Source organism: Muricoprocola aceti (assembly GCF_025567005.1).
GTDB classification, from domain to species: Bacteria; Bacillota; Clostridia; order Lachnospirales; family Lachnospiraceae; genus Marvinbryantia; species Marvinbryantia aceti.
Genome location: NZ_JAOQKE010000017.1, coordinates 32,311 through 48,257 on the forward strand (window position 1 = coordinate 32,311; position 15,947 = coordinate 48,257).

At 43.5% G+C, this 15,947-nt stretch carries 16 protein-coding genes; 15 read left to right on the forward strand and 1 reads right to left on the reverse strand.

Annotated features, from left to right (window positions below; all coding sequences use genetic code 11):
* Positions 1–4: 4 nt before the first annotated feature.
* The 7 genes from OCV47_RS11950 (at position 5) to OCV47_RS11980 (ending at position 6,757) form a co-directional block, all read left to right on the forward strand.
* The gene (locus OCV47_RS11950; protein WP_262655298.1) at positions 5–985 is read left to right on the forward strand and encodes a thiamine pyrophosphate-dependent dehydrogenase E1 component subunit alpha; all 981 of its coding nucleotides are present in this window, start codon (positions 5–7) and stop codon (positions 983–985) included.
* A 20-nt stretch (positions 986–1,005) separates the two neighbouring features.
* Positions 1,006–1,986 carry an alpha-ketoacid dehydrogenase subunit beta gene (locus OCV47_RS11955; RefSeq protein WP_256298980.1) on the forward strand — a complete coding sequence of 327 codons (981 nt, stop codon included), beginning with the start codon at positions 1,006–1,008 and terminating at the stop codon, positions 1,984–1,986.
* A gap of 4 nt (positions 1,987–1,990) precedes the next feature.
* On the forward strand, positions 1,991–2,482 hold the full coding sequence (locus OCV47_RS11960; protein ID WP_262655300.1) for a TRAP transporter small permease: 492 nt from the start codon (positions 1,991–1,993) through the stop codon (positions 2,480–2,482).
* Positions 2,479–3,753: a TRAP transporter large permease gene (locus tag OCV47_RS11965; protein WP_256298984.1), complete on the forward strand. Its 1,275-nt coding sequence runs from the start codon at positions 2,479–2,481 to the stop codon at positions 3,751–3,753. Before OCV47_RS11960 ends, OCV47_RS11965 begins: the two co-directional genes overlap by 4 nt.
* Positions 3,754–3,765: 12 nt before the next feature.
* Entirely contained in the window at positions 3,766–4,806 is a 1,041-nt protein-coding gene (locus OCV47_RS11970; protein ID WP_262655301.1) for a uroporphyrinogen decarboxylase family protein, read from the forward strand.
* 2 nt (positions 4,807–4,808) lie between these two features.
* Positions 4,809–5,981 (forward strand): pyridoxal phosphate-dependent aminotransferase, encoded by a 1,173-nt coding sequence (locus OCV47_RS11975; protein ID WP_262655303.1) that lies wholly within the window; start codon positions 4,809–4,811, stop codon positions 5,979–5,981.
* A 155-nt stretch (positions 5,982–6,136) separates the two neighbouring features.
* Positions 6,137–6,757 (forward strand): GDSL-type esterase/lipase family protein, encoded by a 621-nt coding sequence (locus OCV47_RS11980; protein ID WP_262655304.1) that lies wholly within the window; start codon positions 6,137–6,139, stop codon positions 6,755–6,757.
* 68 nt (positions 6,758–6,825) lie between these two features.
* Here the strand turns inward: OCV47_RS11980 and OCV47_RS11985 are convergent, their stop codons facing one another.
* Positions 6,826–7,521 carry a helix-turn-helix domain-containing protein gene (locus OCV47_RS11985; RefSeq protein ID WP_262655306.1) on the reverse strand — a complete coding sequence of 232 codons (696 nt, stop codon included), beginning with the start codon at positions 7,519–7,521 and terminating at the stop codon, positions 6,826–6,828.
* Between the two features lie 171 nt (positions 7,522–7,692).
* Here OCV47_RS11985 and hxlB point away from each other — a divergent pair, with 171 nt between their 5' ends.
* From hxlB to OCV47_RS12025, 8 genes are all read left to right on the forward strand, one after another.
* Positions 7,693–8,247 carry a 6-phospho-3-hexuloisomerase gene (gene hxlB / locus OCV47_RS11990; RefSeq protein WP_262655307.1) on the forward strand — a complete coding sequence of 185 codons (555 nt, stop codon included), beginning with the start codon at positions 7,693–7,695 and terminating at the stop codon, positions 8,245–8,247.
* A 271-nt stretch (positions 8,248–8,518) separates the two neighbouring features.
* Positions 8,519–9,358 (forward strand): MurR/RpiR family transcriptional regulator, encoded by an 840-nt coding sequence (locus OCV47_RS11995; RefSeq protein WP_262655310.1) that lies wholly within the window; start codon positions 8,519–8,521, stop codon positions 9,356–9,358.
* Positions 9,359–9,373: 15 nt separating this feature from the next.
* The gene (locus OCV47_RS12000) at positions 9,374–10,399 is read left to right on the forward strand and encodes a sugar ABC transporter substrate-binding protein (RefSeq protein WP_262655312.1); all 1,026 of its coding nucleotides are present in this window, start codon (positions 9,374–9,376) and stop codon (positions 10,397–10,399) included.
* Between the two features lie 80 nt (positions 10,400–10,479).
* Positions 10,480–11,985 carry a sugar ABC transporter ATP-binding protein gene (locus tag OCV47_RS12005; RefSeq protein WP_262655313.1) on the forward strand — a complete coding sequence of 502 codons (1,506 nt, stop codon included), beginning with the start codon at positions 10,480–10,482 and terminating at the stop codon, positions 11,983–11,985.
* A complete protein-coding gene (locus OCV47_RS12010) occupies positions 11,978–12,943 on the forward strand; it encodes an ABC transporter permease (protein ID WP_117448656.1) in 966 nt (321 codons plus the stop codon). The genes OCV47_RS12005 and OCV47_RS12010 overlap by 8 nt, the downstream gene beginning before the upstream one ends.
* A gap of 14 nt (positions 12,944–12,957) precedes the next feature.
* Positions 12,958–14,640 carry a ribulokinase gene (locus OCV47_RS12015; RefSeq protein WP_262655314.1) on the forward strand — a complete coding sequence of 561 codons (1,683 nt, stop codon included), beginning with the start codon at positions 12,958–12,960 and terminating at the stop codon, positions 14,638–14,640.
* Position 14,641: 1 nt separating this feature from the next.
* Entirely contained in the window at positions 14,642–15,346 is a 705-nt protein-coding gene (gene araD / locus OCV47_RS12020; RefSeq protein ID WP_117448658.1) for an L-ribulose-5-phosphate 4-epimerase AraD, read from the forward strand.
* Positions 15,327–15,947, forward strand: a complete 621-nt coding sequence (locus OCV47_RS12025; RefSeq protein ID WP_117448659.1) for a KpsF/GutQ family sugar-phosphate isomerase — start codon at positions 15,327–15,329, stop codon at positions 15,945–15,947. Before araD ends, OCV47_RS12025 begins: the two co-directional genes overlap by 20 nt.

The following is a 15,947-nucleotide window of genomic DNA, read 5'->3' on the forward strand; positions in this document are numbered from 1 at the left end:
CGATATGAGCATTACAAAAGAAAAGGCATTACAGCTTTATGAAAAAATGTGTACCATACGGGAATTTGAAGAGTTAGTAAAGAAGGAATACCTGGCAGGCAACCTGCCAGGCTTCGTTCATTTGTATATCGGAGAAGAAGCTGTGGCTTCTGGTATCTGTGGCGCACTGGAAGAATGTGATTATATAGAAAGTACCCATCGTGGACATGGTCACTGCATTGCAAAAGGAGCAGACCTGAACCGGATGATGGCAGAGATCTATGGAAAAAAGACCGGCCTTTGTAAAGGAAAAGGTGGATCCATGCATATTGCCGATTTTGAAGTGGGTATGCTGGGAGCCAACGGAGTTGTCGGCGGAGGCTACAATCTGGCTGCAGGAGCAGCACTGGCCAACAGTAAAATTCTTCATAACCAGAAGGTATCGGTTGTATTTTTCGGAGATGGTGCTTCCAACAGAGGAACCTTCCATGAAGCAGCCAATGTATCCAGTGCCTGGAAGCTTCCAATTATCTTTGTTAATGAGAATAATGGATGGGCGTCTACTACACCGTATCAGACGACTACAGCGGTAGAAAATATTTCTGATTATGCGGCAGCTTATCATATGCCAGCGAAGATTGTATCTGGAAAAAATGTATTTGAGGTGTACCGGGCAGCTGCGGAGGCGGTAGAACGGGCAAGAAAAGGAGAAGGACCGACCTTCATCGAAGCAAAGACATTCCGCGTGGAAGGGCATTTTGTAAGAGATGCAGAGAAATACAGAACCAGAGAATATGTGGCAGAAGAGCAGAAAAAGAATGATCCATTTGCTGAATTTGAACGGATTGTACTGCAGCCGAATGAAGAGGTTGATGAAGTAATCACAAAGGAAGAACTGAGTGCGATTCACCAGAAGAGCCATGAAAAAGTACTGGCTGCACAGAAATTTGCGCTTGAAAGTCCGGTGCCGGATCCGGAAGAGTATCTGGATGACGTATACTGTTAAGAGGAGCTAAGGAGAACGAGATGAGAACAATAACATTTGGACAGGCAACTCTGGAAGCCATGAGTGAAGAAATGAAGAAGGATCCTACCGTATTTGTGATGGGTGAGGATCTGGCACGTCAGGGCGGTATCTTCGGACAGTTTACCGGACTGGCAGATGAATTTCCGGGAAGAGTGATTGATACGCCGATATCAGAAACGTTTCTGGCAGGTGGCGGTGTAGGAGCAGCCCTTGCAGGGGCAAGACCGGTGGTGGATCTGCATTATGCAGATTTTTGCAGTGTATGTATGGATGAGATATTTAACCAGATGGCAAAGGCAAGATATATGTCAGGTGGACAGGCTAAGATTCCGCTGGTGCTCAGAGCACCGGATGGACTGATTACTCAGGGTGCAGCACAGCATTCCCAGTCTGTGGAAGCCTGGTTTGTACACATTCCCGGGCTGAAAGTGGTAGCGCCTTCTAATGCGGCAGATGCCAAAGCGGTATTAAAAGCAGCCATTGAAGACGACAATCCGGTCATTTATTTTGAACATAAGAATCTGTTTAAGATGTCCTTTGAGGTACCGGAGATCGAAGACGAAGAACCATATCAGATCGGAAAGGCAAAAATCCGTAAAAAGGGAAGCGATATTACACTGGTTTCCTATTCTAAGACGATGCTGACTGTTTTAGAAGCAGCGAAGCAGCTGGAAGATGCCGGAATTTCAGCAGAAGTGATTGATCTGGTAACCTTATCCCCATGGGATAAAGAGACCGTGCTGGAATCTGTGAAAAAGACAGGTCATCTCTGTATCTGCCATGAAGCAGTCAAACAGGGAGGATTTGGAGCAGAGATTGCAGCAACGGCAGCGGAAGAAGCTTTTGACAGCTTAAAAGGGCCGGTTCTGCGTCTGGCAGCTCCATTTACACCGGTACCATTTGCACCTTCTATGGAGAATAAAGTACGTGTTCATGTGGATGACATCGTGAATGCGATAACAAAAACACTGAAAGGATAAGAAGATGAAACAGATTGGAAAAATACTCGGAAAACTCATCGATTATCTGGAGGAAGGTCTGATCGTAGCAGGCCTTCTCTTTATGACGGTGATGAATTTTGCCAATGTAATCAGCAGATATTTTTTGCACAAATCGATCTCGTATACAGAAGAAGTAGTGGTGATTGTATTTGTGTGGGTGACTATGCTGGGCATCTCAGCAGGTTATAAAAGAAACGCACATCTTGGTATGAGTTTTATTACGGATAAATTATCAGAGAACGGGAAAAAAGCAGCACTGGTGATCTCATCCATTTGTTCTCTGATTCTGATTTACTTCATGCTGCGTTATGGAATCGAGATGGTGCAGAACCAGATCCGGTTCCACAGTAAAACAACAGCACTTCGCTGGCCGACTTATATACAGGGACTTGCCCTGCCGGCAGGAGCGGTCTTTATGGGAATTCGCACCATTCAGGCGGCTTATCAGCAGTTAAAGGAGGGCAGGCAGAAATGATGGCAGTAGTATTGTTTGGATTATTTTTTGTGATGGTATTTTTGAACATTCCGGTGGCAGTGGCACTGGGAGTATCCAGTCTGGCAGGACTGACTATGGGTGGATTCCCGTTGACGACATTGACGGATACTATGTATTCTGCAATCGGAAAATTCACTCTGCTGGCGATTCCATTTTTTATTCTGGCAGGCGTGATTATGGAATATGCGGGTATCTCCAGAAGACTGGTGCAGTTTGCAAAGGTATGTGTAGGACACCGCAAGGGTGGCCTGATCTCTGTAGTAGTGATTGTATCCTGTTTCTTTGCAGCGATCTCCGGCTCTGGCCCTGCTACCGTGGCAGCTCTGGGTTCCATTCTGATTCCGGCCATGGTGGAATCTGGTTATGATGTGGGAATGTCTACGGCACTGATGAGTGCATCCGGCGCCATCGGAATCGTCATTCCGCCAAGTATTGCTTTTGTTATTTACGCTTCGATTTCAGGCAGTTCTGTAGGAAAACTGTTTGCAGGTGGTATCATTCCTGGTATTCTGATGGGAGTTTCTTATGTAGTAGCAGCTATGATCTGCTCCAGAAAGAGCAATATCAAACCGCAGCCGAAAGCATCGAAAGCAGAGATCTGGGCAGCATTCAAGGATGCTATCTGGGGGCTCTTGACTCCGGTTATCATTCTGGGTGGTATTTATGGAGGAATTTTTACCGCTACAGAATCTGCCGGCGTGGCAATTGTGTATGGCCTGTTTGTGGGAATTGTAGTTTACAGAGAAATCAAGATCCGGGATCTGTGGAGACTGTTCGTGGATGCGGCAGTATCCTCCGGAACCGTATTGTATATTGTGGCCTGTGCCAGTGTCTTTGCATGGATCCTGACCACCAGCCATATTGCAACCGACATGTCATCTGCATTGATGGCTCTGAGCAGTAATAAATATGTATTGTTACTGTTGATTAACCTGATTTTCCTGATTGCGGGATGTTTTCTGGATGCCAGCTCCGCATTTTACATTCTGGTTCCGATTGTACTGCCAATTGCCAATGCACTGAATGTAGATCCGATCCATCTGGGCGTGATGCTGACTACCAATATGGCGATTGGGTTGATTACCCCTCCAGTGGGAATCAATCTATATGTGGGATGCAGTATTTCTAAAATACCGGTAGCAGAGATCTGCAAAAAGATTGTGCCATTTGTGGCAGCTGGAATCATAACTCTGCTTCTCATTGTATTTTTCGAACCGCTCAGTATGTTTTTACCAAATCTGATGCACTAAGGAGAACGTGAAATGACAAGAAAAGAACTTTTGATAAAGGCAATGAATTTTGAAGAAGTTCCAAGGGTGCCGGTCAGTACCTTATCCGGTGCCACCTGGGCTATAAAACAGGAAGGAATCTCTCCGGAGGAGCTGCTTCGCCTGCCGGATGCGGGAGCGCAGATTATTCTGGATACCTGTGACAGACTGAATGTAGATATTGTATACGGAGGAAGAGCCATTCCCCATATTATCCTCAGGGCTATGGGCGGAGAGATCAACAATTCCAGAGTGGGCTTGCCGGGAGAAGTGATCCAGAAGCCTATTCAGGAACTGGAAGAGATTCGTAACTGGACCGTAGATCAGGTCATGGAGAATCTGCGCAGGGATGAAGAGTATCAGCTGCTGTTAAAACAGACCAGAATCATTGCAGAGAAAACCGGAAAAGAACGATTTACAGGCGTGGGAAGCTTTGGCCCGTTTACCACAGCGGCTCAGCTGGTGGGTGTTAATGAGTTCATGATGTATCTCAGTGATGAGGATGAAGAAGATCTGGTACGGGAAGTGCTGGAATTCTCAGAGGAAGTAGTGTATCATCTGACTATGGACTTTCTGGAATCGGGAGGCAATCTGGTATATATTGCAGAACCGGTATCTTCTGGAGATCTGATTAGTGAAGATTACTTTGAAACCTATTCTCTGCCATATCTGAAGCAGTTAAATGACCGGCTGTCAGAAAAATGTCCGTATATGCTGCTTCATATCTGCGGAAAAACCATGGAACGAATCAGTGCATTGAAGGACAGTGGCATTGCGATCTTTTCTGTAGACAGCCTGGATCTGGAAGAAGCGCTGAAACGGGCAGATGGAAAGATCACGATCATGGGTACGTTAAGTCCGGTTCGTGTTCTGGAGCAGGAGTGCCCGGAAGAGATTTATCAGAAAGCGCAGAATCTGGTGCAGACAGCAGGACTTTCCGGTGGCTTTATTCTGGCACCTGGATGTGATCTGACACCGGATACTCCATATGAACATATTGAAGCCATGGTACGTGCGGTATCAGGAAAGGAATAGACATGCCATCACTTAGTACAAGAACAGAACAGTTTACTGATTCGGTCATTCGACGTATGACCAGAATCTCAGCGAAATATGGAGCTATCAATCTGTCTCAGGGATTCCCGGACTTCGATCCACCAAAGGAACTGCTGGATCGCCTGGCTCAGGTGGCCTATGAAGGCCCGCATCAGTATGCACTGACCTGGGGTGCACAGAATTTCCGTGAAGCGTTGGCCAGAAAACAGGAGCATTTTTCCGGTCTGTCTGTAGATCCCAACAAAGAGATCGTGGTAACCTGCGGAAGTACGGAAGCCATGATGGCAGCAGTCATGTCAGTGGTAAATCCCGGAGAAAAAGTCATTGTCTTTTCTCCGTTTTATGAGAATTATGGAGCAGATGCGATCCTCTCCGGTGCAGTACCGATCTATGTACCGTTGAATCCACCAGCCTTTGACTTCGATCCGGAAGTGCTGGAAGATGCCTTTCGCCAGGGAGTCAAGGCGCTGATTCTCTGCAATCCGTCCAATCCATGTGGAAAGGTGTTCACTTACGAAGAGATGAAGCTGATTGCCGATCTGGCCATTAAGTATGATACCTTTGTCATTACCGATGAAGTGTACGAGCATATTTTGTACAAGCCAAATAAGCATATTTATATGAATACGCTGCCTGGTATGCGTGAGAGAACGATCACCTGTAACTCTCTTTCCAAGACTTATTCCATCACAGGATGGCGCCTTGGCTATGTGATCGCTCCGGAAGAAGTCATCGATCGTGTGAAAAAAGTCCATGATTTTCTGACCGTAGGAGCAGCGGCACCACTGATGGAGACTGCTGTAGTGGGACTGAATATGCCCGACTCCTATTATGTGGATCTGCAGAATCATTATCAGCATATGAAAGATCTCTTCACCGGAGGACTGAAGGATCTTGGATTTACTTTTACGGATCCGCAGGGGGCTTACTATGTGATGATGGATATCAGCAAATGGAAGAAAAAAGAAGAAACGGATGTACAGTTCTGTGAATGGATGGCTGCAGAGGTCGGCGTAGGAGCAGTACCGGGATCCAGTTTCTTCCGGGAAGACGTGAACCATCTGATTCGATTCCATTTTGCAAAACAGGATGAGACCTTGCAGGGTGCGCTGGATCGTCTGGCCAATCTGGAGGCAAAGGCAGCAGGCCGCTAGCCATTGGTGACGGTGTTTTCTGGCTTTTTGAGTACGTGAATTATTGTTTTTTTCTATAACCAGTTATAAAAAAGTGATACTTTTCTTTATAAACCTACTATGTTAGTATGAATAATAGAAAAACATAGATGTAATACAGGAGTGAAAGAAAAGATATGACAGACGTACTTTGTTTTGGCGATTCGAATACATGGGGATATAATCCAAAGGATGGCAGCCGTTTTCCATGGGGCGTGAGATGGACCAGCATCCTTCAGGAACAGTTAAAAGATCAGGGCGTCCGGGTGATCGAAGAAGGACTCTGTGGACGTACTACCATATTTAATGATCCATTAAGGCAGGGGCGAAAGGGAACAGAGCTTTTTCCAACGCTTTTGGAGACACATGGACAGCCGGAACAGATTGTACTGATGCTGGGAACGAATGACTGTAAGACGGTATTTTCTGCATCAGCAGATGTCATCGGAAAAGGCGTAGTACGTCTTCTGGAACAGGCAAAGAGATTCTCACCAGACAGCAAAATTTTGCTGATATCCCCGATCTTTCTCGGGGAACGAGTATGGGAAGAAGGATTTGATCAGGAATTTTCTCCGGAATCGGTGGAAATCTCAAAAAGACTGGGAAGTGTCTATGAAAAAATTGCAAGAAAGTATGGAACAGATTTTCTTCGTGCATCTGATTACGTAGAGAGCAGCGAAGAAGATCAGGAACATATGAATGCGAACAGCCACCAGATTTTTGCCAGTGTGATAGCAGAACATTTACAAAGTATTTAAGCAGCAATAACTCCTGTGAAAGTGCATGACTTCTATGGGAGTTTTTGATTTTACTGGTAAACACAGATTCACTGAAAAATCAGATGGAAAGACAACAGCAGGTCAAATCTGGTCTGCTCGTCATCCAGCTGAAGTCCGGTCAGTTCTTCGATCCTGCGAATCCGATACAACAGTGTGGTTCGGTGAATATCCATCAGCTCGGCAGTATGGAGCAGTGCCCGTTCGTTGGTCAGATAGCAGCGAAGAGTCTCTTCCAGCATACTGGAATGTGCCTGATCATAAGCACGAAGAATCTCCAGTTCCGGACGACACAGAAAACGTACCGGAAATGTCTGCATTGCATGCTGAAGAATGAAGTCAGTACGATACTGATCAAAAGCGTAGCTCCAGAAAGTTGGCTGTTTCTGGCGACCGGTCTCATAGGCCATCGGAGCCTGTTGGTGATAATAGAAGAAATCATTGAGATCATGACCAATGGCACTGATGCCGGCTTTCATCAGACCATCCCGTAGATAAACAGCGATTTCATTTTGAAACTGCTGGACATTGCAGTCAGAAAGAGAGGCATTCATCAAAACCACAATATGATTTTCCTGTTCAAAGACGCAGGACTGTGGGAATTTTTCACTCAGCTGTTTGCAGTGGTACTGCATGGCATGGGTGTAGAAGTCTTCTGCATCTACAGGAAATTCAAACCAGAGAATGTCGTTATGTGCCAGCAATGCTTCAGATGGTTTCCCCACTGAGATCAGGCCCTGATGCATTCGATCTGATGATCATAGACTTCAACATGTGGGAATTGTATTTATACCGCAGAAATCGAAATAAAAAAAGCAGAATCTTTGATTTGGATAAAATATTCTTTACTTTTTTCTTTGAACTTGATATAAAGAAGATGAATAGGTTTTGCATTTCCATAGAGAAAGAAGTGGAAAGTGTTTAATAAATATACTAGTGAGATTTTGAAGGAACTTCAAGAGTGTCTGAGTAGAGGATCAACAGTAGAATTTACAACTATATGCCAGTATATAGATCTGGCAGAGAAGATATTTGTAGCCGGAATGGGAAGAACGGGGTATGTGATGAGAGGGTTTGCCATGCGGCTTGCACAGGCAGGGTATGAGGTTTATTGGATTGGCGATACAAATACCACCGCAGCACGAAAGGGAGATTTGCTCATCATTGGGAGCGGAAGTGGTGAGACAGAAACTCTCAGGGGATATACAAAAAAAGCAAAAGAATTACAGATACCAATTGTTGTGTTTACGACATGCAGAAAATCAGCATTGTATGCAGATGCAACGGTTCCTGTTGTGATTCATGCGGATGCAAAGTTCAAAGACGGTATAGAGAAACAGTCTGTTCAGCCAATGGGGTCGTTATTTGAGGAAACTTTGTTTATTACGCTTGAAGCACTTGTGCTTCAACTGATGGGAGAACGAGGAATATCGGAAAAAGAACTAAGAAAGAGACATGCAAATTTTGAATGAAAAGTTCGGCAGATGTGATAAACATTTGCCGAACTTTTTTGCTTGAAAATAGAAATGAAGCGTTATTTCGAAGTAAAACTTTCAAAATGAAGTGAAAAAATAAAAAAACTATGCAAATACAATAATGGAACAAAGACATGGATGGTAAAAAATGGTGTAAATAGTGCAAAATAATGAAAAAAAATTGCAAAATTTACTCCATGATTTTAACGTGCTATTCTAATTATGAAGTAAGAAATCAATAACTTACTGAAAATGTGGAGGAAAAAGTATGAATGAAATAATGGTGCGCATCAGATTTCAACTCCCATCTCTTCCTCGGGCAGAAAAGGTTGTGGCAGAAGCACTTTTGGAAAATCCGGAAGCAATTGCCAATTTTACACTGTCGGGTCTGGCTCATGAAACAGGAAGCAGTGATGCTTCTATTGTCAGATTTTGTAAAAGAATGGGGTACAGTGGATACACAGAATTTAAGCAGGCATTTATGTCAGTGGCAAATGAAGAAAGTTCAGAAAGTCCTGAAAAAATAGAAGTACAGGATGATATGGTGACGATACTGAAGAAAGTATTTCACAGCAATATGCAGACGCTGACAGATACATTGTCATTGGTAACTCCCAATTACGAAAAAGCATTAAACGCTATGGCAAATGCAAAATCTATTCATTTTTTCGGTGTTGGAGATGCCTATGCAGTGTGTCAGCTGACGGATACGAAAATCAGCCGAATGGGTATCAACTGTTCTGCGTACAGTGATGTAATGATGCAGTTAATGACGGCAGCAAACTTAAAACCCGGAGATGTGGCATTTGCTGTATCCTATGAAGGCAGATCAAGGAATGTGGTGCAGGCAATGCGTATTGCAAAAGAACAGGGTGCAACTACGATATGTATCACCAAGATGAACAAATCTCCGTTATTAAAAGTGACTGACATCCCACTGTTTATTTCAACCAGTGATCTGACTCGCGGAAGAGACAAAGTGGCACGGCGTGTGGCAGATCAGGCCATACTGGATGCGTTGTTTCTTGGAATGACTTTGAGAAAAGGAAAAGAATACAACAAGCATATGCGAATGGTGCAAAATGCAATTGATTTGAACAAATTATGAGATCAGGAGGGTTTTATGATGAAGAAAAATGTAGTATCAAGATTGTTATGTGCAGGTCTTTCAGCAAGTATGATGTTATCCATGGGAGCAGTAGCATTTGCAGATGATGACTGGACCATTGATGTAGAGGCAATGAAAGAAGAAGCTGCTGAAAAAGACAACAAAGATATTAAACTGGCATATGTGAGTATGAATCTTGCGAATCCATGGAATGCAATGGTAAAGAAGGGATTCGAGGCAGGATGCGAGGATCTTGGTGTTACTTATCAGGTTATTGATTCGGAATACAATGTTGACACACAGTTAAATGCACTGGAAAGTCTGGTAAATGATGGTTACAGCGGATTTACCTTTACTCCGATTGATACACAGGCAACTATGGAAATTGTAGATAAAGCTAACGAAAGCGGCATTGCAACTGCATGCATTGCTCAGACACAGGAAAATGTAAAGCTCAGTTATACGTTGGACGAATATGATTATGGACATACCATTGGGGAACAGGCGGCAGAATGGATTAAAGATACACTGGATGGAAAAGCACAGGTATGTATCATTTCACAGGACAATGTAGAATCCGTTATTCCGCGTGGTGATGGTGTGGAAGAAGCGTTAAAAGAGATCTGCCCGGACGTTGAGATTGTTGCAAGACAGGCTGGAGATACGCTGGAAGGCGGTATGAAGATTGTAGAATCTGTTCTGGCACAGTATCCGGATCTGAATGTTGTAGTTGGAACCAATGATTCCGGTGCAATCGGTGGATACCAGGCTATGGTAAATGCAGGAAAAGAAGGAGAAGAATATGCTGTATTTTCCGGAGATGCAACAGATGAAGCTCTGACTTATATTGCAGAAGAAGACAGCATCTACCGGGGAACCGTAGATCTGTTCCCGTATAAGGGTGGTTATGAATCCGCATTCTACTTATATAAATACGCAACAGAAGGCGTCCCGGAAGAACAGGAAACCGTATATCTTCCATATGTGAAGGTACCAAAGGCTGATGTGCTGGACGGAACCTATGAGTGGGATGGAAAATAAAAAGTAAAAAACGATATATCCGGAGAAAGGGGAAATGCCAGGGTGCATACCCCTTTCTCTCTAAAAAAGAGGAGACGCAAATGAACGATATAATATTAAAAGTAGATCATTTGTCCAAATATTTTGCATTAGTAAAAGCGTTAGATGATATCTCTTTTGATGTGCGAAGAGGAGAGGTTCATGCGCTCTGTGGAGAAAATGGAGCAGGTAAGTCAACATTTATAAAATTACTGACGGGTGCCTATGAACCGACAAAAGGAACAATTGAATTTGAACATAAGGCGTATGAAAAAATGACACCGAAGTTATCCATGGATTTGGGAATATCGGTTATCTATCAGGAGTTCAGTCTGATTCCATATCTGACAGTTGCAGAAAACATTTTCTATGGAAGAGAAATTCAGAAATATGGAATCAGGAACATAAGAGAAATGAATCAGCGTGCGGAAGAACTGTGTAAGGAAATGGGCGTTGATCTGGATGTAAAAACAAAAGTATGTGAACTGGGAGTGGCTTATCAGCAGATTGTGGAAATTATGAAAGCTGTATCGAAAAATGCCAGGTTTATCATCATGGATGAACCGACAGCACCACTGACCATCAATGAAACAAAGATATTTTTCGACATCATTGAAAAACTCAGAGAAAAGAAAGTTACCATTATTTTTATATCGCACAGACTGGAGGAAGTATTTGAACTATGTGATCGTGTGACGGTATTTTGTGATGGAAGATATATTGTTACAAAAGATGTAAAAGATGTAACTAAGCAGCAGTTGATTTCTTATATGGTAGGACGTGAACTGACGGAATCTTACCCGGTGAATACCGCTGAAAAAGGAGAAGTGCTGCTGGAAGCAGATCATTTGACCAATAAGAGAATAAAAGAGATCAGTTTTCAGCTGAGAAAAGGAGAAATACTGGGATTTGGCGGACTGGTTGGAGCAGGACGTACGGAGGTGGCAAGAGCCATATATGGTGCAGACCGGATACTTTCCGGGAGACTGAAAAAGAATGGAGAAGCCTTCTGTCCGGCAAGTCCGAGAGATGGTCTGAAGCATGGAATCGGTCTGATACCGGAAGACCGTAAGAGGCAGGGACTGATTCTGGGAATGTCAGTAAAGGAGAACACTGTTTTCAGCATCTATGATAAATGTACAAATGTGGGAGTCATACAGAAATCAAAAGTAGAAAGTCTGGTGGATGATTATATAAAAGAATTAAAAATAAAAACACCAAACAGAGAACAGATTGCAAAGAACCTGTCTGGTGGAAACCAGCAGAAAATTGTTCTGGCAAAAATGCTGGCAACAAACTGCGATGTGCTGATTTTTGACGAACCTACCAGAGGAATTGATGTGGGCGCGAAACAGGAGATCTATGCATTGATGACAGAACTGGCAAAACGGGGAAAAGGAATCATCATGATCAGCAGTGAAATGCCGGAATTGATAGGCATGTCAGACCGGATTCTGGTAATGAGCCATGGAAAAATTGTAGGAGAGCTGGAAAGAACAGAGTACACACAGGAAAGAATTCTGGAACTGGCGTCTACAGAGAAAGAAGGAGTAGAGGAACATGAGTAAGAAGAATGATGTATTAACAAAAATGCTGGACTATGGAATCCTGATGGTTCTGATAATTCTGATTATCTTTTTTTCTGTTGCATCCAGCAATTTTCTCAGCATTAATACCTGTATGACAATTTTAAAACAGGTGTCCATTACCGGAATTACATCAGTGGGAATGTGTTATGTAATTCTTACGGGAGGAATTGATTTATCAGTTGGTTCCATTGCGGGCCTGAGTGCGGTAATTGCAGCACTTGTAATGCAGGCTGGAGCACCGGGCGTCATAGGATCTCTTGTTGCTTTACTGGTTGCGCTTGCAGTAGGAGCGCTCAATGGATTTTGTGTAACAAAGTTAAATATGCCGGCATTGATTGCAACACTTGGTACTCAGACAGCATTAAGAGGACTGGCATATATCGTTACAGATGGATTACCGGTTCACAGTTTCAGCAAAACCTATGGTAATTTCGCAAAAACATCCATAGCCGGAATTCCACTTATGGTACTTCTGATGCTGCTGGTATTTCTGGTTGGAAAGTTTATTTTGGAAAGAACCACATTTGGACGTTATGTATACGGTGTTGGTGGAAATGAAGAAGCATCCCATCTTTCCGGTGTAAATGTCATGAGAGTAAAACTGATTGTATATGCTTTTGCCGGATTTTTATCGGGTATTGCGGGGTTGGTATTACTTTCCAGAACCAGCAGTGGTCAGCCATCTGCCGGAGATGGATATGAAATGGATGCGATTACGGCAGTTGTACTTGGCGGTGTAAGTCTTTCGGGAGGTGAGGGAAGAATTAACCAGGTAATGATTGGTGTAGTTCTGATGGGAGTATTATCAACCGGAATGATTATGTGTGGTATCAATGATTATGTACAGAAACTGGTAAAAGGTATCGTACTGATTCTGGCGGTTGCATTTACTGAATTCTCCGGTAAGGTGCGGAATCAGAGAATGGTTCAGAAGTAGGGGGAGGGATTATATTGAAAAAATATACCATCGGAATTGATTTTGGAACATTATCTGGGAGATGTCTTCTGACCGATGTGGAGACTGGTGAGGAAACAGCCACCAGTGTACTGGAATACAAGTACAAGGTGATGAGTGAAACTTTACCGGATGGCACCAGACTTGGAGTGGACTGGCATTTACAGTATCCAGGAGATTATCTGGATGTATTGAGGATTACCATAAGGGACGTAATAAAACAGGCAGGGATTAGGACGGAACAGGTGATTGGAATCGGGATCGATACAACTGGCTGTACAATGTTGCCAATAAAAAAGGACGGAACGCCGCTTTGCTTTCTGGAAAAATGGAAAGGCAGTCCCAATGCTTATGTGAAGCTGTGGAAACATCATGCTGCACAACCCTATGCAGATAAAATGACAGAGGCAGCACTGGCGAGAAATGAAAAATTTATTCAGCGCTACGGTGGAAAAATATCCAGTGAATGGATGTTTCCAAAAGTATGGCAGGTGTTGGATGAAAGCCCGGAGATCTATAAAGATACGGATGCATTTCTTGAAGTGACAGACTGGATTGTGATGCAGCTGACAGGAAAGCTGATTCGGAACAGCTGCGCTGCCGGCGCAAAAGCCTGCTGGCATAAACAGGATGGATATCCATCTTCGGATTATTTTAAAGCACTGGATCCGAGACTGGAACATGTAATAGAGGAAAAATTCTGGGGACCGGTGCAGTCTATTGGCACCAGAGCAGGAGTTTTGACAAAAACAAGTGCAGAACTGACCGGGCTTCCGGAGGGAACACCGGTGGCGGTAGGTCATTTTGACGCTCACGGTGCGACCGTGGGAGCGAAAGTAACAGGTCCAGGACGTATGCTGATTATGATGGGAACCAGCAGCTGTCATGAACTGATGTGTACAGAAGAAAAAATGGTGCCAGGAATCTGTGGTTATGTGGAAGATGGGATTGTACCTGGGTATTTTGGATATGAGGCAGGACAGAGCTGTGTAGGGGATCATTTCGCATGGCTGACAGAGAATTTTCTCCCGGCGTCTTATGAAAAAGCAGCAAATGAACAGGGAATCCATATTTATGAATATTTAAACAAACTGGCCGCAAAGAAAAAAGTGGGAGAAACGGGACTTCTGGCACTGGACTGGTGGAATGGAAACAGAAGTGTGCTGGTGGATGGAAGCCTGTCCGGAATGATGCTGGGATTTACATTAAATACCAGAATAGAAGACATGTACCGGACATTGATAGAAGCAACTGCGTTTGGTACAAAGAAGATTATTGAAACATTCGTAGAATATGAAATTCCAGTGGATGAGATCATTGTGGCAGGAGGAATTGCTCAGAAGAATCCGTTTATGATGCAGATTTATGCAGATGTAACAGGACGGCCGATCAGAATTGCCGGTTCCAGACAGAACGCAGCATTATCTTCCTGTATCTGGGGAGCACTGGCAGCAGGAAAGGAATCCGGTGGCTATGACAGTGTAGACGAAGCGGCAGAACGGATGGGAAATCTTCAGGATAAGACGTATTTTCCAAATGCCGAAAATAAAAAAGAATATGACAGATTATACAGAGAATACGAACTGGTGCATGATTATTTTGGAAGAGGACAGAATGATGTTATGAAACGGCTGAAAAAACGTATGAATCAGTGTATTCGGGAAACGGAGGAAAAATGATATGTTAGAGAAACTGAAGCAGGAAGTACTGGAAGCCAATCTGGATCTGGTAACAAAACAGCTGGTGATTTCCACATGGGGAAATGTTTCGGGGTATGATCCGGAGACAGGACTGGTAGTAATCAAGGCAAGCGGTGTTCATTATGATGAAATGAAACAGGAGCATATGACGGTGGTGGATCTGGAAGGAAAAATAGTTGAGGGGGAATATACACCATCCACGGACACTGCAACCCATGTGGCGTTGTATAAGGCATTTGCAAAGTATGGTATCAGGGGAATTGTGCATACGCATTCTCAGTATGCAACGATGTGGGCGCAGTTTGGTCAGGACATACCTGCTTACGGAACAACTCACTGTGATTATTTTTATGGGGATATTCCGTGTACCAGATTGATGACGCCGGAAGAAATTGCCGGAGAATATGAAAAGAATACCGGAGATGTCATTCTGGAAAGGTTTGCAGAACTGGATTGCAGAAAAATGAATGCAGTTCTGGTACACAGTCATGGACCGTTTGTGTGGGGAACTTCACCAAAGGGAGCGGTATTAAACAGCCAGGTATTAGAATATATTTCGAAAATGGCATATTGCAATTATACGATGTCAGACGGAAAGCTTTCCAGAATACAGGAAGAACTGAAAAATAAGCATTATAACAGGAAATTTGGAGAAGACGCATACTATGGACAGGGAAGAAAATAGAACAGGATTTGACAGTGTAAAAACAGTATTACAAAAAGAAGCGGCAGAAATACAGAAACTGGCAGATCATTTGAATCAGGATGATGTGAACCAAATGCTGTTACTGTTAAATGAATGCAATGGAAAAGTAATTACCTGTGGATGTGGGACTTCCGGGGCTGCAGCAAAAAAAATAGCTCATACGTTGAATTGCATTAACAGACCTGCATTTTTTCTTTCTCCTTCTGATGCATTACATGGCGGTATGGGAGTACTTCAGGAAGATGATCTGATCATTCTTTTCTCAAAGGGTGGGCATACAGTGGAACTTGAATCAATGATAGACAGTTGTAAAAAGAAGGGGCTTAGAACGGTACTTGTTACGGAGACGGAGGAAAGTAATCTGGCACAGAAAAGTGATTTTTTATTAAAGATAAAGATTGAAAGAGAGCCAGATGCTTTCAATATGCTCGCAACTGCAAGTACCCTGGCTGTAATTGCAGTATTTGATGCAATGTCCATTACTCTGGCAAATCATAATGGTTATACGAAAGAAGAATTTCTGGTGATCCATCCGGGCGGAGAGGTGGGAGAAAGACTTTTCGCACAGACAGGAAATTAA